Origin of the sequence: Roseobacter phycocola, from assembly GCF_042055075.2 — a bacterium.
Lineage (GTDB): Bacteria > Pseudomonadota > Alphaproteobacteria > Rhodobacterales > Rhodobacteraceae > Roseobacter.
The window spans coordinates 3,717,389-3,735,525 of the sequence record NZ_CP194010.1; the positions used below are offsets into that span (position 1 = coordinate 3,717,389).

The window sequence follows — 18,137 nt, forward strand, 5'->3', positions numbered from 1 at the left end:
CTTTCCGGGTTCAGAATCGCCGTTGAGTATGCTAAGTTTTGCGGTATGGCGATGACAGACCCCAACATAGGCGAAAAACGCCCCGTTATCAGGCAGCTCGACGAAGGTGCTGTTAACAGGATCGCGGCCGGTGAGGTTGTGGAGCGCCCGGCCTCTGCAGTGAAGGAGCTGGTGGAGAACGCAATCGACGCCGGTGCCCGCAGGATTACAGTTGAATATGCCGATGGCGGCAAGACACTGATCCGCGTGCAGGACGATGGCTGTGGGCTCACCGCAGATGACCTGCCGCTGGCGCTGTCACGGCACGCAACGTCCAAGATCGACGGCTCCGACCTGCTGAACATCCATACCTTCGGGTTTCGCGGGGAGGCTTTACCATCGCTTGCTGCGGTCGGCCGGCTGACCATAACCAGCCGTACCGGCGCGGACGATGGCGCGGAGATCACAGTGGCTGGCGGGAACGCTGCGCCGGTCCGGCCTGCAGCGTCTCAGCCAGGCACGACCGTAACGCTGCGGGACCTGTTTTATGCCACACCCGCGCGGCTCAAATTTCTGCGCACTGACCGGGCAGAGGCACTGGCCATCGGCGATGTGGTGCGCCGGCTCGCCATGGCGGAGCCTTTTATCAGCTTTGTGCTCAGGGACGTTTCCGGCGATGGCGCGCCTCGCGAGATTTTCCGCGCGGATGCCGGGCAGGGGGATCTTTTTGATGCGCTTCATGGTCGTCTGGCACGGGTGCTGGGCCGTGAATTTGCTGAAAATGCGCTGCGCATCGACGCCGAACGCGAAGGTCTGCTTCTGACCGGTTTCGCGGCGCTGCCGACCTATTCGCGGGGCTCCGCAGTCGCTCAGTACTTATTTGTGAACGGCCGCCCTGTGCGGGATAAACTGCTGGTGGGCGCTCTGCGCGGTGCGTACTCGGATTTTCTGAGCCGTGACCGGCACCCTGCGGCGGCTCTGTTCATCGATTGTGATCCAACGCTGGTAGACGTGAACGTGCACCCGGCGAAATCAGAGGTGCGGTTCCGCGACCCGGGCCTGGCGCGGGGTCTGATTGTTTCCGCACTGCGTCATGCGCTGGCCGAAGCCGGGCATCGTGCATCAACAACAGTGGCAGGTGCTACACTGGGCGCGATGAAACCCGAACCCGTTGGCGCAGGTGTCTACCAGATGGACCGACCCTATGGCGGATCGCAGACCACCGCGTTCCCGGTCCAGACGCCTCATTTTGAGGAAGCATCAGCCCCCTGGGGACGGATCGAGGAAACGCCGGAACCGGTTGCAACCGATGGGGCTGACTTACAGGATTTTCCACTGGGCACTGCGCGCGGCCAGGTGCACGAGAACTACATAATTGCACAAACAGCTACCGGCATGGTTCTCGTAGACCAGCACGCCGCGCACGAGCGGCTGGTGTACGAAAAGCTGAAAAACCAGATGGCAGAGAACGGCGTCGCCTCTCAGGCTTTGCTCATTCCGGAAGTGATCGACCTTTCGGGTGACGACTGCAGCCGGCTGATGGCATGCGCAGAGGACCTGGCTGCTTTGGGTCTGGTCCTCGAACCTTTTGGTGGAGGCGCCATTGCAGTGCGCGAAACACCCGCCATTCTGGGAACTGTAAATGCGCGGGCGTTGGTCATGGATATTCTGGACGAACTGGCCGACCTGAACAGTTCAGATGCCGTAAAAACGCGGATAGACGCCATTCTCAGCCGGGTTGCCTGTCACGGGTCAATCCGCTCGGGCCGCCGCATGCGGGCTGAAGAGATGAACGCGCTGCTCCGCGAGATGGAAGCCACCCCGCATTCCGGTCAGTGCAATCACGGACGCCCAACATATGTTGAGCTGAAACTCAGCGATATTGAACGGCTTTTCGGACGCACATGATCGAGATCGCAGGCACCACATATGCAATGAGCGATCTTGTTATGATTGCTGCTGTCGCCGGTACAGCCATCATTCTGCTGGTACTTGTCCTGCTGATCATGGCGGTACGCGCCGCTGGCCGGTCCGCGCAGATTGCGGCCCCGCTGGCGCAGCAGATCGGCATGCTGGGCCAGCAGGTTCAGCAGTTGGGCGCAGGCCAGGAGCAGTTGCGCGGCGGTCTTCAGACGGTTTCGGACACGCAGGCCAATGCGCAGACCCAGGTCATTCAGACCGTTGAGACCCGGCTTGCGTCGGTTCAGCAGCAGATGCAGGACAGGCTCGCGGACAATGCCATGCGGTCGCAGCGCGCGCTGACGGAGATGCAGGAGCGCATGAAGGAAACCCTGCACGGGTCTTCGAAACAGACGACAACCTCGCTGACGCAGCTCCAGGAGAGGCTGGCGGCAATTGACAAGGCGCAGGACAATATCACCCGTTTGTCCGGCGATGTGCTGTCCCTGCAGGACATACTGAGCAACAAACAGACCCGTGGGGCTTTCGGTGAAATCCAGCTGCGGGATATCGTCTCCAAAGCCCTGCCTGCTGACAGTTATTCCTGGCAACCCTCCCTGAGCAACGGCAAGCGCGCAGATTGTCTGATCCACCTGCCGAACCCGCCCGGTCCGATCGTGATCGACAGTAAATTCCCACTGGAGGCCTATGAAGCCCTCCGCGCGGCCGACAGTGAGCATGACCTGAAACAGGCCGTGGCCAGCATGAAAACGGCTGTGACCAAACACATTACTGACATTGCCGAAAAGTACATCCTCGATGGCGAAACCGCCGATGGCGCGCTGATGTTCCTGCCATCAGAAGCGGTTTATGCTGAGCTGCATGCCAATTTCCCGGACCTAGTCCGCAAAGGGTTTGACGCCAGGGTCTGGATCGTTTCACCGACGACCTGCATGGCGACGCTGAATACCATGCGGGCTATTCTGAAAGACGCGCGGATGCGCGAACAGGCCGGGGCGATCCGTAAGACCCTGAAGCAACTGCACCGTGATGTTGAAATCGTTGTCGAGCGAGTGGGCAAGCTGAACACGCATTTCGGACAAGCGCGCGCGGATCTGGATGGTATTTCCACAGCAGCAGAGCGCGCAGGTAAGCGCGCTGCCCGCCTGGACAATTTCGATTTTGAGGAACTGAGCGCGGATGATGGCGACACGGTCGTGCCGCTGACAAAACCTCAGGGCTGACAGGCGGCCATGATCCCGCGCAGTTCGGCCAGCCCGCGCATTCTGCCGATCAGCGGATAGCCAGGCATGCTGTCTGTATCCAGATCACTCAGCAGTTCCTGTCCGTGATCCGGCCGCATCGGGATCTCGGCATCTTCGCGTCCTGCGCCCCGGCGGCGCGTCTCCTCCTCCGTCAGGGCCCGGATCGTCGCCACCATATCGGTGTCGCCATCAAGATGTGGAGCCTCGAAAAAGTCGGGTCGCGCAGGGTCTGGGCCGGGCACCCGCCGGGTGTTGCGCAGGTGCACAAAATGGATCCGCGGCCCGGTGCGGCGGATAAATTCCACAGGATCGAATTCAGCGGCTACACCCAGCGACCCTGTACACAGCGTCGCGCCACTGGCAGGGATATCAACCGCCTCCAGCACGGTGACATAGTCCTCTGTCGATGACATTACCCTGGGCAGGCCGAGTAGAGGAAAGGGCGGGTCATCCGGATGGCAGCACAGACGTATACCGCAGTCCTGCGCGTGGGGCGCAACCTCTGAGAGGAAATCGATCAGGTTCGCGCGAAGCTGGTCGGCGTCGATGTGATCGTAGGTTGCGAGGCGCGCGGCGACCTCGGTCAGAGACCACGAGTCATTGGCTCCGGGCAGACCGGCGATCACGGTCTTCTGAAGTGTCTGTTTTTCCTGGTCCGAAAGGTTCCCAAAGCGCTCTGCCGCAAGTGCCCTCAACTCCGGGTCGTAGTCGTCGGCGGCCGTTGCGCGCTTCAGGATGCGCAGATCAAAAACCGCGAAATCCAGCAGCGAGAAATGCATGGCGTTCCCGCCATGGGGCTGCGGCGCGCGCAGAACCGTCCGGGTCCAGTCAAGGATCGGCATGAAGTTGTAGCAGACAGTCCTGATGCCTGCTTCAGCAAGGTTGGTCAGACTGGCCCGATACGCGTTGAGATGCTCACGGTAGTCCGGACCTTTGGTCTTGATCGTTTCAGAGACCGGAAGGCTTTCTACAACGTCCCAGTCGAAGCCCGAAGCAGCCAGCAACTCCATTCGCTTGCGTATGGCTTCCGCACTCCAGATCTCACCCGGTGGAATATCATGCAGGGCAGTCACAATGCCTTCGACGCCCACCTGATGCAGATGTGCCAGGGGGACTTTGTCCTGCGGTCCGAACCATCGCCAGCATTGCTTCATGGTTGCCATCCTCCATACAGCGGGTGTTCTGTCGTCAAAGGCAGGGACGTCCGCTCCCCCGTGCGGGCTGCGTGATAGATGGCCGTGACAAGTTCCACAGAGGCGATACCTTCGGCCAGAGTGACAGCACTGTTGCTTTTGTCGATGAGAGCCGCAGCGATTTCTGCCAGAAAACCCTCAAAGCCATTGGGCTCTTCCGGAGCCTTCGCCACAAGGTCATCCAGTTCCTGCTGGCGGGCCGGGTCCCGCGCGTCAAACCGCCAGTCAACAGACCCCGGCGCATAAGGCGCCGTGCCCGATGTCGCGGTCAGGTTTTCAAAGACAAAGCGAATGCGCGTTTCGTCTGTCGCAGCGCCGAGAGTGACCGAACTGGTTGCGAGGGCACCGCCATCCAGACGGAACGCCACTGTTGCGCAATCCTCGGTTTCAATGGGGTTTACGCGCGTTGCGGTCATGGCCGACACATCAGTCACAGGCCCCATGAAATGGGTCAGGAGGTCATGATTGTGAATGGCGTGGCCGAGAACGGCACCGCCCTGCTCCCCGGCCCAGGTTCCGCGCCAGGGAACGGCGTAATAGTCAGATCCGCGGGACCAGTGCGTTTCAATCGATGCGACCTGAGGCCTGCCGGCGAATCCTTCCCTGATCAGACTGCGCAGGGTCGCGAGTGCGGGGCCCCAGCGGTACTGAAACACGGGGAAAACATCGCGCCCGGTCCGTGATGCTGCATCGCGTATCTGATGTGCGTCCCGCAGGGACGTGGCGAGCGGTTTTTCACATATAACATGTTTGCCGGCCTCAAGTGCCTGCAGCGTGACCGGGACATGCAGATGCGGCGGCAGACATATATCTATCAGGTCGATCTGTGGATTTGCGAGGGCCTTGCTGATATCCGTTTCCGTTCTGTAGTCATCGCCTGCGCGCAGAGCCTCCGCGCGCGCGGAATCCTGATCCACCAGCAACGCGACTGAAAAATGGTCCGGCAGTGCACGGTAGGCCGTAAGGTGTTCGCCGCCGATCCCTGCACCCAATATAGCAACTCTGGTCATTTTCGGTCCGCTATCTGCTGTGCATGCAACGCCAGTTCCATCACAAGAAAGCAATGTGCCTGGGGCATCGCTGTTTCCGTACGCTCCCGTATGTCTTTTGCGAGCCTCTCGAAATAGGGAAGACCGGCAGCCGACGCATCAATGCTCTCACATTTCTCACCGTTCACAAGGATCAGGTGATCGGTGCCATCCCGTCCGCCGACGTCCACATATTTGCGCAGTTCAATGTAGCCTTCGGTGCCCAGTATGGTCAGGCGACCGTCGCCCCAGGTTGGCAAAGCATCGGGGGTATACCAGTCGACGCGAATGTAGCCCGTGCCGTTTTCGCTGCGCAGCGAGATTTCGCCAAAATCCTGCAGTCCCGGAACATCCGGATTCGCGTAATTGGCTGTAAACGCATGAGAAACCTCAGCTGAAGCAGAGGACGTAAAGTGCAGAAACTGGTCAATCTGATGGGAGGCGATGTCGGTCAGAATGCCACCGTAGCGGTCCTTTTCGAAAAACCAGTCGGGTCTCGTTTCTCTGTTCAGGCGGTGCGGACCAAGACCGGCAGTGTGGACGACACGCCCGATGGCCCCGTCGGAGACCAGCTTGTCGGCAAGGGTCACGGCGGGAACTTCAAAACGTTCGGAAAAATTGACGGACCAGATCCGGCCTGTTTCAGCCACACAGGACTTAATCGCGGCAAGCTGATCCAGAGTCGTGCAGCCAGGCTTATCTGTCATCACATCCATACGGTTGCGCATGGAAGCGACAGCCAGTTCAGCGCGGTCAGCGGGTATCGCTGCAATCAAAGCAAGTTCCGCGCCACAGTTCAGAGCGTCCTCAAGATCGTTAATTCTGGGAATATCGGGAAAACGCCTGACGAAACCGTCGAGGGTACCCGGCGTGCCTTCGGTCCAGAACCCGACGCATTCTGCACCGGTCTTCAGCATGTATTCGGTCATGCCATAGATGTGCCGGTGATCGAGGCCAAGCGCCACAAACCGCAGTGTCATAGTCGGGGTACCTCAGTGATGCGCCCGGTCCGGGCGGCTTCTTCCATGGTTGCAATAACGGCTTGCGCAGGCAAAGCGCTGCGGCCCGTTGCGAGGGGTTCACCGCCAGTGCGCAGCGTAGTGGCAAAGTCCTCCAGAACAGACTGATGCCATGCATGCGTAAAGGCCATCGGATCTGCTCCGCCGCCTGTTGCGGAGGTTTCGCCATAATGTGTCGTCTGACCATCGAGACTGTCGATGACCAGCACACCGGCTTCAAGATGGGCGCGCGCCTTTGTGCCTTGGATCGTGATGCTTTCGGACGTGCCAGGCCAGGCGGCTGTCGTCGCTGCCAGCGACCCAACGGCGCCGCTTTCAAAAGTCAGCAGCGCGCTGGCCCAGTCCTCGGCCTCAAGCTGGTGAAGGGGTGTTTTGTGCATCTGCGCCTGGAGGCTGCGCACTGGCCCCAGCAGCCACAATGCAAGATCAAGCGTGTGGATCGCCTGATTGATCATCACGCCGCCGCCATCGCGTGCATAGGTGCCGCGCCCGGGCACATCGTAATAAACCTGATCGCGCCACCAGGGCACGCGGATGTCGACGGTCGCCACATCGCCGAGCGCACCTTTGTTCAGGGACTCCCGCAGCTGCAGAGACGCCGCGCGCGCCCGGTGCTGCAGAACGATCCCCAGAGGGATATTGCTTTGCTCACACAGCTCCACAATTTTCCGGGCGTTGGCCAGCGTCCGTTCAACAGGTTTTTCCATCAGTATGGGTTTTCCCGCCGCAGCCAACGCGCGGACCAGCGCCAGTCGGGCATCCGGCGGCGTTGTCAGGATAACGAAATCTGCCTCTGTAAACGCGGGGTCTCCGGTATCGGCCAATGGAGGCACAGTGTACCCAAGGGCCTCGGACGCCTTCGCGGCAAAGGCGCGGGTGCGGTCGCCATCGCGCCCCATTGCGCCAGAAAGCGTCACTGCGGGCTGCGCGTCCCGGACGGCAAGCAGATGGGTGTCCGCAACCATCCCCAGACCAATGAGGATTGCCTTCATTCCTGTACCCTCGGAGTGATCGCGCCCCGTATTCCCACAACTTCAGATGCGCAGAGATGTGCCGCCATCAGCGCGTCCGCCTGTGTGGCGCCCGCCAATACCGCGCCAAGGTATGCGCCGTTGAAGCTGTCACCGGCAGCCGTCGTGTCCACCACGTTTCGGGCGGGCGGATAGTTCTGGGAAACCGGCTCTCCCAGGCTGGCTGGACCGTCAGCACCCTGTTTCAGCGCACCGCGGACACCCAGTTCCGCAAACCGCTGGCGAACCTCCTCGTGGGTTTCCCCAAACAGGTCCATTTCATCGTCGACAGAAGGCAATGCTATGTCAGCGCAGGCCCACAGCAGCGTCGTGATCGTCCGCGCGGTGGCGGTATCTTCCCATAGTCTGGGCCGGAAATTACTGTCGAAAACAACGCGAATGTCCGACTGGACCAGCCAGTCAATCAGAGCCAGACGTACCGGATGAGGCAGGATGGCAATGGTGATGCCGGACAGATACACAACGTCATACCCCGCGAGGACCGAGAAATCGGGCTCTCCGGGTCCTGCAAAAAGACTGCGCGCCGCCGCAGTTTCCCGCCAGTACGTGAAAGATCGCTCTCCTTCAGGCGTTGTCGTGATCGCATAGAGACCGGGCGTCCGGCCTGGAAGTATTGAAATGTTGTCGCAGCCAATGCTCTGGTTTTCGATGAAATCACGGATCTGCAAAGAAAAGGGATCGTCCCCGAGGCAGGTAATATAATCGACCTGCAGATCGGGATTGGCGCGGGTCAGGTAGACAGCGGCGTTCAGGGTGTCTCCTGCAACGCCGACACCTGCCGTATTCCCGGATATAGCGAGTTCGATCATCGCCTCACCCACACATGCAATCCTGAGACTCATCTCTGCTCCCGTTTCCAGATGATCAGACCCGACACCACAATGACCGCAGCACCAGCGACCGTCCACAGATCCGGCAGGTGGTCAAACACCAGCCAGCTCAGCCCGGCGATGTAGATCATGAAGGAGTAAGTATAGGGCATCAGCGTATTCGCGGACCCGAAAAGATGGGCGGTGGTCAGCAGCTGATGGCCCGTCCACCCGCCGACACCAAGACCGATCAGCAGGATCCAGCCATGCAGATCAGGCGGCATAACCCATGCCCAGACGGCAAAAGGCAGCAGGACAGCAGTACCCAGTGCGCCCATGTAGAACTGCATGGTCTCAGTCGCGACCAGCCCGGCAAGGCGTCGGGTCATCAGGGAATAAAGCGCAAGGGCTGTCGCATTATAAAGCGGCAGGATCATCGCCGGGTGGAAAGTTTCGCCAAACGGCCGGATGACAACAAGAACCCCTGCGAACCCCAGCAGAATGGCGCCCCAGCGCCACGGACCGATCTGTTCTTTCAGCACGGTCATCGACAGGAAACAGACGATGATCGGGCTGGAGAACATAATGGCTGAAATCACCGTCAGTGGCAGGAAGTTCAGCGCGTAGAAATTCCCAAGCGTTGCCGAGATCAGCAGCGATGATCGAAAGAGAACCTGCCAGAGATGGTCTGTCCGCACCCGTTCGCTGTCGAAACCGTCCCGGAAGGTCACCATCAGCGAAATGGCAAAGTGCCCGGCATACCGCATGAACGCCAGCTGGAATGCGGGATATCCCGCCAGCACCAGCCATTTCGCCGAAGTATCCACCAGCGCAAAAAGGAACCACGCCGCCAGCATCATCAGGATGCCAAGCTGTGGTCTGTCCTCCTGTGCGCGGGCGGTGACAGCCATTACCTGCCGAACCGCGCCGCAAAGAAGTCCACCATCTGGCTGACCATATCGTCGGCTTGACCGTTGTCGCGCGCTTCGCTCAGAGCGGCCAGCGCGCAGCGCGACATGATGCTGTCCACCCCGGCATCATCAGCCATTGTTTTGTAATAGCCCACATCTTTGGCCGCGTTTTTGATCGCAAAGGCCAGCTGGTTCGGATCACCGTCAACGCCGTAGCCTTTGACGAAATCCATCATGCCTGAATGCAAAGGTCCGGCCGCCATCACACTGTAAAGCTGTTCGCGGTCAACGTCGGCCACATCCGCCATCGCAAAGGCCTCGGCCATCGCATTCGCCACTGTCATGCCAAAGAAATTGTTGATCAGTTTGATGGTATGGCCCGATCCCAGTGCGCCCAGGTGAAAGACGTTTTCGCCCAGATCCTTCAGCACAGGTGCGACCCTGTCGAACGCGGCCTTGTCACCGGAGGCCATGATGTTCAGCAGTCCGTCTTTGGCATGTGCAGGTGTGCGGCCCAGCGGAGCGTCCAGATACGTCCCGCCCGCAGCTGCCGTTTTCTCGCCCAGCATCCGTGTACTGCCCGGCAGGGACGTGCCGAAATCTATGACGACGGCGCCCGGTTTCAGACCGGCGATGACGCCGTCCTCACCCAGCATCCGGCCTTCTACATGATCTGACGTGCCCATGCAGAGCATGACAATATCCGAGGCAGCAGCGACGTCTCTGGCACTGCCCGCCTCTGTGGCCCCGCGGCTGATGGCGGTGTCGATATGTGTCCGGTCGCGATTGCCCAGCACGGTCAGAGCGTACCCCTTGTCCTGCAGGCGCCCGACCATGGCGCCGCCCATAAGGCCGAGGCCGATGAATCCGATTGTAGGCTGCGTCATAACTTTCTCCTGTCAGATGGTATCAAAGGCACGTTTCTTCATGCCCTTCTGAATTTCGTAGATGGAAATCGGAACGTCTGGCTGCGGCTGTGGAATGCGCACCGGAATGTCTTTGAGCCGCGGGTTCTTTGTACTCTGGCCGCAAAGCATCCGCGTGTCGTAATCCTCGATGCCGTCCCATTTCGTCATGGACCCCATGATCGGAAAGGCATCCGCGGCCATCATTTCGTAAAACAGAATGCGGCGCGCACGGTCGGATGTATTCAGCGCCGAGCCATGCACGATGCGTCCGTGATGAATGCTCACCGATCCTGCAGGACCGGTCAGCTGCACCACATCGGCCGGCTTCAGACCGTTTGCCTCCGGCAGCATCGCGCCAGCAAAAACGCCGTCCACATGATGGTCATACACAGGCCCCCTGTGGCTGCCCGGATAGACCATCAGCGGGCCGTTTTCCGGCGCCATGTCATCCAGGATCACACCGATGGCCAGGATGTCGTCGTTCGTGTGCGGATAGAACGCATAGTCCTGATGCCATTCGACGGCAGCACCGTATCCCGCTGATTTCATGTTCAGTTTCGTCGTGTGCAAGCGCAGATCTGGGCCGATCAGGTCGCGGGCAGGCGCCAGGATCAGGTCGGAATACATCAGCTCGCGCATCACATCCGAGATGGTGTGCGGCAGCTTGATCCGCCGCAGGCGCGGGTCATCGGCCGTGTGACTGTCTTCGAGATCGAGGCGGTCATTGCTGGCCGTCATCGTGGCCGCTTCCTCCTCGAAGCGTGCTATTTCCGCATAGATCTTGGCCAGCCAATCGGCTGGGATCCGGTTTTCCAGCACGAGATAGCCGTGCTCCCCGTAATGAGCGATCTGCTCCGTACTCAGCGTTTCAGCCATATCGCTGTTCTCCTGATCCGGTTGAGAGCTGGGCCTCGATATCCAGCGCCACGGACAATGTGCGCGCAGCGTCGGCCACGTCGATCAGTGGCACCGCACGACCGTCCATGACGTCCAGAAAATGATCCAGTTGCCGGTCCAGCGGAACAGTCTCGTCGCCGGGATCCGACAGATCGCGGGCAGTTGCGGGCTGGGACCAGTCGGTGCCCTGCCACTGTGTCATCGAGGGGAAACTGAGCGCGCCCTTGGTGCCGGTGATCCACATCATATCCTGGTGCGTGGTCCCGATGTTGGGGTTTTCGCCGATGCCGGCCTCAAACCCCCAGGGGCTGGGTGCCGTATCGGCGAAACTGATGGTGCCCGTTGCGCCGTTTTCAAAAGCCATGGCAACGGCTCCGCTTTCGATCCTGTCTGTACCGCGCAGCGACCGGCCGGGCAGCGTGACGCAGCGGTCAATTTCGCCGATCACATGCCGCAGAATGTCGATGTCATGCACCAGATTGATCATAACCGGGCTGCCACCGGCCGTGCGCCAGTTGCCCTGAAAATACCCATCCGGTTTACGCATCGCCCAGATCAGCGAAACGGTCACGACCTCGCCAATCGCACCTCCTGCAATCAGCGCTTTGAGCCGCGCAACCCGCCGGTGATAGCGACGGTGATGACCCACCAGCGATTGCACACCGGCCTTAACGACGGCCTGCTTCAGCGCCTGCGCACCAGCTATATCACCGGCAACAGGTTTTTCGATCAGCATGTGCCAGCCCCTTGAGGCGGCATAAATGCCATGTGCGCTGTGCAGGTGGGTCGGCGTGGCGATGATCGCCCCGTCGATGTCATCCGGTGCGTCCGTCATGTCCATGAAGCGCGTCACAGAGCCGTCGTTCATACAGTCCGGATCCGGATCAACCAGCCCGGCGAGGGTGCAGCCAGGATGCGCGCGCACGGCGTCCACATGCCGCGCACCGATCAGCCCGCCTCCGACCACCAGGATCCGTTTCACATCACCGCTCCGATCTGCCACGGCACGAACTCATAATCGCCAAGACCCTGTGCTTCGGACTTGCTGGCCTCGCCCGAGGCCACGCGCAGGAAACGTTCATAGATTTCCCGCCCCTTTTCCTCGACGCTCACGCCTTCGGTCAGGATGGTGCCGGCATCCACGTCCATATCCTCGTGCATGCGCTTGGCCATGGCGGAATTAGTTGCAACTTTGATGGTCGGTGCTGGTTTTGAGCCAAAGGCCGATCCGCGTCCCGTGGTAAAGCAGACAAGGTTGCATCCGCCTGCGATCTGTCCGGTCACGGATGCCGGGTCATAACCGGGGCTGTCCATAAAGGTGAAACCACGTGCCGTAACCGGTTCCGCGTATTTGTAGACCCCGGTCAGCGGCGATGTGCCCCCCTTGGCCGCAGCACCCAGCGACTTTTCAAGGATTGTTGTCAGACCGCCCTTTTTGTTGCCGGGAGAGGGGTTGTTATCCATCGATCCTTTGTTGCGGGCGGTGTAATCCTCCCACCACCGGATCAGACCGATGAGCCTGTCGCCCGTGGCGCGGTCAACGGCCCGGCGGGTGAGCAGATGCTCTGCGCCGTAAATCTCCGGGGTTTCCGCAAGTACACCTGTGCCGCCCTGAGCTGCGAGCAGATCACAGGCGTATCCCAGCGCCGGGTTCGCGGTGATCCCGGACCAGGCATCTGACCCGCCGCATTGCAGGGCAACCCTGAGTTCAGACGCCGGACAGGGTGTCCGGGTTGCCTCATTGGCGATGGGCAGCATGGCTTCGATTTTGGCAATACCCGCCTCGACGGTGCGGCGCAGGCCAGCGACGTTCTGAATATTCATCACCTGAAAGGTGGGCCCCTGTTCCAGACCGTAGGCCTCAAGGAGCCAGTCGATCTGGTTCATCTCGCAGCCAAGGCCAACCATCAGAACGGCGGCGTGGTTCGGATGGCGGGCATAGCCCCACATGACACGCTGCAGCGCTTCGAACCCGTCGCCGCTGTCGGCCATGCCGCAGCCCGTGCCATGCACAAACGCCACAACCCCATCTACATTCGGATAGTCCGCCAGCCGTTCCGGCGTGAAATGACCGGCAATCTGGCGGGCGGCCGTGGCCGAACAGTTCACCGAAGTCACGATGGCAATATAGTTGCGCGTGCCCACCGTGCCATTCGCGCGGCGATACCCCATAAAGGTATCCCGTGCCTCTTCGGCGACCGGGGTGACGGGGCGCAGATCCGTGGAGAATTCATAATCGGCATCAGTGTTCCGGAATTCCACGTTCTGGGTGTGCACGTGTTCACCCGCCTGAATGTCCATAGCTGCATAGCCGATGATCTGGGCGTATTTGCGGATGGCTGCTCCGGCGGCGATATCACTGACCGCGATCTTGTGACCGGTTGGGATCAGCGTGGTGGTGGTGATGCCTTCGACGGCCGCGCCTGCTTCCAGCGCGCGGGTCGCAGTCACGACATTGTCGGACGGATCAAGACGTACGGTGTCCATGTGGTCTCCTTTACGCGCAGAAAGGCGCGTCGCTTTGCCAGCGGTGGATGGGTATATGTGCCTCGGTCGCAAGACGTGCGCGGGTATCTTCCCACATTACCCGCCACTGACGCCAGTCTGTCAGCATGGTTTGGGGCGCGGCCGCGCTGCGCGCAACAAAATCCGGAAAATGTGCCCGGCCTGTCGGCTGACCTGTCACGTTGTAGCGAACGTCAAAAGACCAGCGGAAACCGTCCGTTACATTCACCCGCGAGGCGTGCGGCGTCAGCGGATGAAAGAGAACGATCCCTCCGGCCCCTACGGGCAGCGGCACGGCCTGATCTTCCTCCAGGAAACCATCGGCGATGGCGGTCTGTGTCTTCGGGCAATGTGGCAGCATTTCCCTGTGGCGACCCGGCATGACCTGCAGGCATCCGTTGTCCGGTGTTGCATCCGTCATGGCGATCCAGACGGTGATCATATCTGTCTGATCCGCCTCTTCCAGACCGACACCGCGATCCTGATGCCAGTCGGTCGACGTGATATGGGCGCGCACCTCATTACCTTTCAGCGTCCGCGCCGGTGGCTTTATGCGCACATGCTGGATCGGGTTGGATGTGATCTCCGGCCCGATCAGCGATTCAACCACATCAAGGATCTCGTCACAGCGCAGCAGATCGAAAACCGCAGGCCCGAAATGCATTGGTGTGTCCGCGTGGATCGTGTCACCGGGCAGGCTGATGTCCATCGGCTGGAACCAGTCGCAACCAGCGTCATAAGCGATCTGCAGCTTTTGCCAGAACGTCAGACCCTGAGGCGCGTTGCCCACCTTTCCCGCGTCGAACCATTCCTGATAGAGCCGGTCCAGCAGGAGGGCGTATTCTTCCTCAACGGCCAGCCGTGTGACTTCGGGCACAACATCGGGCAGAACCAGATAGCCGTCCTGCTCAAATCGGTCTTTCTGCCCGGCTGTCAGCATGGTCCGGTTCCTGTCTCAGAGCAGAATGGACACAATGGGTGGCCAGATCAGCAACACAGAAAGCGCGCAGAGCTGGATACCGATGAAGGGCAGGAAACCTTTGAAGATATCGGTCAGGCTGATGTGCGGCGGGGCTACGGATTTCAGGTAGAAAGCCGCGGGACCAAAGGGCGGGCTGAGGAAGCTGACCTGCATGTTCATACAGAACACAACACCAAACCAGATCGCCACGTGACGCGGGTTCAGTTCGCCGAAGACACCAATCTCTTCTATGGGCAGTCGCTGCACGATGGGCAGGAACACCGGGATGATCAGCAGAACGATCCCGACCCAGTCCATGAAGGCCCCCATAAAGAGCAGGATCAGCATCATCGCCAGGATAATGCCCATGGTCGGCAGGTCAGAGCCGACGATGAAGTCAGCGACATATGTCGGTCCGCCGGCGATGGTATAGGCACCTGCAAGTGCGGCCGCACCGATGGTCACCCAGATAATCGTACCTGTGGATTTCAGCGTGCGCATCAGGCTGTCCCAGACCAGATCGAAGGATCCTTCGCCGCGCAGAATGGCGATGATCAGAACGGCGAGGGCGCCCATGCCAGCGGCCTCGGTGATCCCGGTGATCCCGCCATAGATCGAACCCATGACAACGCCGATCACAACGATCGGGGGAACGAGGCCTTTGCCCATGGACCAGCCGGTCGCGGTTGCCTGCCGGCCGAGGACACCGAACATCAGAATGAAAGACGCAACAACCGCACCGCCGAACCACGGCAGGTAATCCGCTGTGCCATAGGCGAATGCAGCACCTGTATTGGCGGCATTCTGACCGGACAGCTCAAAGAACAGCGCGCGCAGGAACAGAACGGTTGAGAAACCGGCAACCAGCACCGACAGGAAGGCTGCGAAGAGTTTGAACTTCTCAAAGCCGCGCGGCTCTCCCTCTACCGGATCGGGCAGGGGGGCGTGATCAGGGCGCAGCTGGGTGCGGATGATGATGTAGATGATGATAAAGCTCGCCAGCATAAAGCCGGGCAGGAAAGATGCGGTGAACAGAGCTTTGATCGAAGTTTCGGTGATCAGGCCATAGATGATAAGAACGATCGACGGGGGGATCATGGTGCCCAGCGAGCCGGACGCACAGATTGTCCCGATGGCGAGGTTCTGGTTGTAGCCCAGACGCAGCATCTGCGGCAGAGCGATCAGACCCAGCAGGACGACTTCGCCGCCGATAATACCTGACATCGCCGCCATGATTACGGCCATGATCGATGTCACGATGGCGATACCGCCACGGGTACGGTTCAGCCAGACGTTCAGTGAGGAATACATGTCCTTGGCGATGCCGGAGCGTTCCAGCAGGGCCGCCATAAAGATAAACAGCGGAATGGATATGAGGACATAGTCCGTTAAGAGCCCGTATATCTTTTGCGCCAGGATATTCAGCGGCCCTGACCCGGGCCTGCCCGTCAGAATACCATCCCCGAAGGAAAGCGGGTTGAGCAGCAGAGCGGGTTCAAATTTCATCACCAGAACCAGCACGGCGAGGATCGCCGAGGCAAAGCCCAGCGGCATCCCGATGGCCAGCAGCAGAACAAGGCCCAGCATCAGGACCAGTGAGATCGTTCCGATATCCATCAGTTTTTCCCCGGAGTCGTCTGTTGAACAGAGCCGCGTGTGACGTCCAGATCGCCGGTGCCATCGCTGCCAACGGCAGCCTTCAGGCGTTCCAGTTCATCCTGATCGATATCGTCAGCGGCAGAGTGAATAACCGGTTCTGCATTCCAGTCAGAAAAGAGGTTCACGACAGCCTGAAAGGCGACAAGGACGATCACCAGCAGCACCATAGGCTTGAGTGTCGCGGGAATGGGCGGATCAAAGGCAGTCCCGAAGGTTTCCCAGCGATAAAATTTGTCAAAGGCTTCGCCATATCCGCCGTACACGAGGAAAAACGCAAAGGTCACGATGAGCGTCGTCGATATACAGTCGCAGACCCGCTGCAGTGTTCTGGGCAGCATGTCATAGAGCAGGAAGATGCGGATGTGGCTGCGCTGTTGCATGGCGTAAAGCCCTGCGCAGAGGAAAACGAAGCCTGCAAGCCAGAGCGACATTTCATTGGCCCACAGTGTGGGCGCTTCGAACACATAGCGCAGGATGACTTCATAAATCATCACGCAGCACAGCAGAACGATCAGCATCATCGTCAGGCGGCCGATGAAGACAGCGAGCCGGTCAAGCGGCTTCCAGCTTTCAAATTCCATCGGTGCTCGCTGTACGGTCCGGACACCGATGATGCCGAAAACAGGCAGCAACAGCAGAGCAATCCAGTCCACCGCGTCCGCGTAACCGCCAAACAGGCCGCCGAGGCCGGGGGTTACATCGACACGGGCGAAAAGCGCGGACAGTTTGTCGTATTGTGAGGCGTCTTCGGGTGGTGCCCAGGACAGCGTGAATGCGGGCAGGTGCCAGGTCAGCCATCCTGCACAGAGGATGAATGCCAGCGGTACAACCCACTCGATAAGGCTTCCGGATTTGTCCTGCATGATGTCCCCCTCGCACTGGCCGGTTTTTTGAATTGTCCTGGCCCAGGGACAAAAAAGACCCCGCCTTTGTCAGGCGGGGTCCGGTTTCAGGTCAGCTTATTGCTTGAGGCCCAGCTGATCGAGATAGGCGAGGTGCGATTCCACCAGAGCTTTCGCTTCGGGTGTGTCCGCGAACTCCGGCCAGGTGGCCTGAGCCGCCGCACGGAATTTCGCCAGTTCTTCAGGTGCCCACTGGGACAGTGTCACACCCTGCTCGCGCAGCTGTGCTGCCGCTTCGGCATTCTTTTTCTCGAACGTCAGAGCGGTGCGCAGTGCCAGTGCTTCCATGGCAACCTTCATGATCTTCTGGTGGTGCGCAGGCATCTCGTCAAACACGGCCTTGTTGCACGCCAGGTGATCCGACGGCATCGAGTGGAAGCCGGGGAAGTTTGCGTATTTCACTATGTCATACAGACCCAGGCCCACGTTGTTGGCGAGGCCCGATGCGTCTGCACCGTCGATGATGCCTGTTTCAAGAGCGGTAAAGATCTCGGTGAAGTCCATCACGATGGGCGAAGCGCCCAGCTTTTCAAAGATCTTTGTTTCCATGCCGGGGGGCGAACGGAACTTCCAGTCTTTGAAGTCTTCGACCTTGGCGATCGGCTTGGACGAGGCAAAGCTCTCCTGGCCGTAGACCCACCAGCCGATCAGCTCCATGCCGTACTTGTTGTAAAGCGGTGCTGCGGCTTCCTTGCCGCCACCAAAATACAGCCAGCTCAGCTGCTGGTACGGCGTGTCGTAGCCGCCCATGATGTCGCCGACGAACTGGAACGCAGAGTTTTTGCCGGTCTGGTAGCCGCCACCGGTCATGTCGCAGTCGAGAATGCCTGTGGATGCCGCATCAAACGTTTCCACCGATTTCACAACGGAGGAGGAGTAGAACATTTCTACTTCGATCTCGCCGTTGGACATGGACTGGATGTCGTCGATGTACTGAGCCGCCAGTTTGCCGGAAACGGTCTCAGGCGCATAGTGCGTCTGAATCCGCAGTTTGGTTGTATCGGCCGACGCGGTGAACGCTGTCGAAGCAGCAAGTGCTGCTGCGACGGCAACCGTGGCCGCCTTCTTCATGATTGTCATGTTGTCCTCCCAGACGTTGAGCGCACTTGGTTAGAAGGCCTGTGGCCCTTTTTGATTACGCTGAAGAAACGTTAGGCCGAGCGCGGCGCAT

At 59.9% G+C, this 18,137-nt stretch carries 16 protein-coding genes; 2 read left to right on the plus strand and 14 right to left on the minus strand.

All coding sequences use genetic code 11. The features are described 5' to 3' along the window. Positions 1 to 45 precede the first annotated feature (45 nt). The gene (mutL, locus tag AB4K19_RS18410; RefSeq protein ID WP_375229703.1) at positions 46 to 1,887 is read left to right on the plus strand and encodes a DNA mismatch repair endonuclease MutL; all 1,842 of its coding nucleotides are present in this window, start codon (positions 46 to 48) and stop codon (positions 1,885 to 1,887) included. Continuing rightward, positions 1,884 to 3,122 carry a DNA recombination protein RmuC gene (locus tag AB4K19_RS18415; protein WP_436398508.1) on the plus strand — a complete coding sequence of 413 codons (1,239 nt, stop codon included), beginning with the start codon at positions 1,884 to 1,886 and terminating at the stop codon, positions 3,120 to 3,122. Before mutL ends, AB4K19_RS18415 begins: the two co-directional genes overlap by 4 nt. Here AB4K19_RS18415 and uxuA read toward each other — a convergent pair. The 14 genes from uxuA to AB4K19_RS18485 form a co-directional block, all read right to left on the minus strand. Further along, the gene (uxuA, locus tag AB4K19_RS18420; protein ID WP_436398510.1) at positions 3,113 to 4,297 is read right to left on the minus strand and encodes a mannonate dehydratase; all 1,185 of its coding nucleotides are present in this window, start codon (positions 4,295 to 4,297) and stop codon (positions 3,113 to 3,115) included. The two genes, AB4K19_RS18415 and uxuA, sit on opposite strands and share 10 nt — an antisense overlap. After that, positions 4,294 to 5,346, minus strand: coding sequence for a Gfo/Idh/MocA family protein (locus AB4K19_RS18425; RefSeq protein ID WP_375229706.1), 1,053 nt, complete (start codon positions 5,344 to 5,346; stop codon positions 4,294 to 4,296). The genes uxuA and AB4K19_RS18425 overlap by 4 nt, the downstream gene beginning before the upstream one ends. After that, positions 5,343 to 6,344: a Gfo/Idh/MocA family protein gene (locus tag AB4K19_RS18430; RefSeq protein ID WP_375229707.1), complete on the minus strand. Its 1,002-nt coding sequence runs from the start codon at positions 6,342 to 6,344 to the stop codon at positions 5,343 to 5,345. The genes AB4K19_RS18425 and AB4K19_RS18430 overlap by 4 nt, the downstream gene beginning before the upstream one ends. Further along, the gene (locus AB4K19_RS18435) at positions 6,341 to 7,375 is read right to left on the minus strand and encodes a Gfo/Idh/MocA family protein (RefSeq protein WP_375229708.1); all 1,035 of its coding nucleotides are present in this window, start codon (positions 7,373 to 7,375) and stop codon (positions 6,341 to 6,343) included. The genes AB4K19_RS18430 and AB4K19_RS18435 overlap by 4 nt, the downstream gene beginning before the upstream one ends. Next, a complete protein-coding gene (locus AB4K19_RS18440) occupies positions 7,372 to 8,256 on the minus strand; it encodes a sugar kinase (protein WP_375229709.1) in 885 nt (294 codons plus the stop codon). The genes AB4K19_RS18435 and AB4K19_RS18440 overlap by 4 nt, the downstream gene beginning before the upstream one ends. Continuing rightward, positions 8,253 to 9,134, minus strand: coding sequence for a DMT family transporter (locus tag AB4K19_RS18445; protein ID WP_375229710.1), 882 nt, complete (start codon positions 9,132 to 9,134; stop codon positions 8,253 to 8,255). Before AB4K19_RS18445 ends, AB4K19_RS18440 begins: the two co-directional genes overlap by 4 nt. Next, complete coding sequence (locus AB4K19_RS18450; RefSeq protein WP_375229711.1) at positions 9,134 to 10,021, minus strand: NAD(P)-dependent oxidoreductase; 888 nt, start codon at positions 10,019 to 10,021, stop codon at positions 9,134 to 9,136. Before AB4K19_RS18450 ends, AB4K19_RS18445 begins: the two co-directional genes overlap by 1 nt. Before the next feature lie 12 nt (positions 10,022 to 10,033). Further along, positions 10,034 to 10,918, minus strand: a complete 885-nt coding sequence (locus AB4K19_RS18455; RefSeq protein ID WP_375229712.1) for a phytanoyl-CoA dioxygenase family protein — start codon at positions 10,916 to 10,918, stop codon at positions 10,034 to 10,036. After that, entirely contained in the window at positions 10,911 to 11,921 is a 1,011-nt protein-coding gene (locus AB4K19_RS18460; protein WP_375229713.1) for a Gfo/Idh/MocA family protein, read from the minus strand. Before AB4K19_RS18460 ends, AB4K19_RS18455 begins: the two co-directional genes overlap by 8 nt. Continuing rightward, positions 11,918 to 13,426, minus strand: coding sequence for a UxaA family hydrolase (locus AB4K19_RS18465; protein ID WP_375229714.1), 1,509 nt, complete (start codon positions 13,424 to 13,426; stop codon positions 11,918 to 11,920). The genes AB4K19_RS18460 and AB4K19_RS18465 overlap by 4 nt, the downstream gene beginning before the upstream one ends. Before the next feature lie 10 nt (positions 13,427 to 13,436). After that, positions 13,437 to 14,384: a phytanoyl-CoA dioxygenase family protein gene (locus tag AB4K19_RS18470; RefSeq protein WP_375229715.1), complete on the minus strand. Its 948-nt coding sequence runs from the start codon at positions 14,382 to 14,384 to the stop codon at positions 13,437 to 13,439. Positions 14,385 to 14,399: 15 nt separating this feature from the next. Further along, positions 14,400 to 16,022, minus strand: coding sequence for a TRAP transporter large permease (locus tag AB4K19_RS18475; protein ID WP_375229716.1), 1,623 nt, complete (start codon positions 16,020 to 16,022; stop codon positions 14,400 to 14,402). Next, a complete protein-coding gene (locus AB4K19_RS18480; RefSeq protein WP_375229717.1) occupies positions 16,022 to 16,927 on the minus strand; it encodes a TRAP transporter small permease subunit in 906 nt (301 codons plus the stop codon). Before AB4K19_RS18480 ends, AB4K19_RS18475 begins: the two co-directional genes overlap by 1 nt. A 96-nt stretch (positions 16,928 to 17,023) precedes the next feature. Then, positions 17,024 to 18,046, minus strand: coding sequence for a TRAP transporter substrate-binding protein (locus tag AB4K19_RS18485; RefSeq protein ID WP_375229718.1), 1,023 nt, complete (start codon positions 18,044 to 18,046; stop codon positions 17,024 to 17,026). Positions 18,047 to 18,137 lie beyond the last annotated feature (91 nt).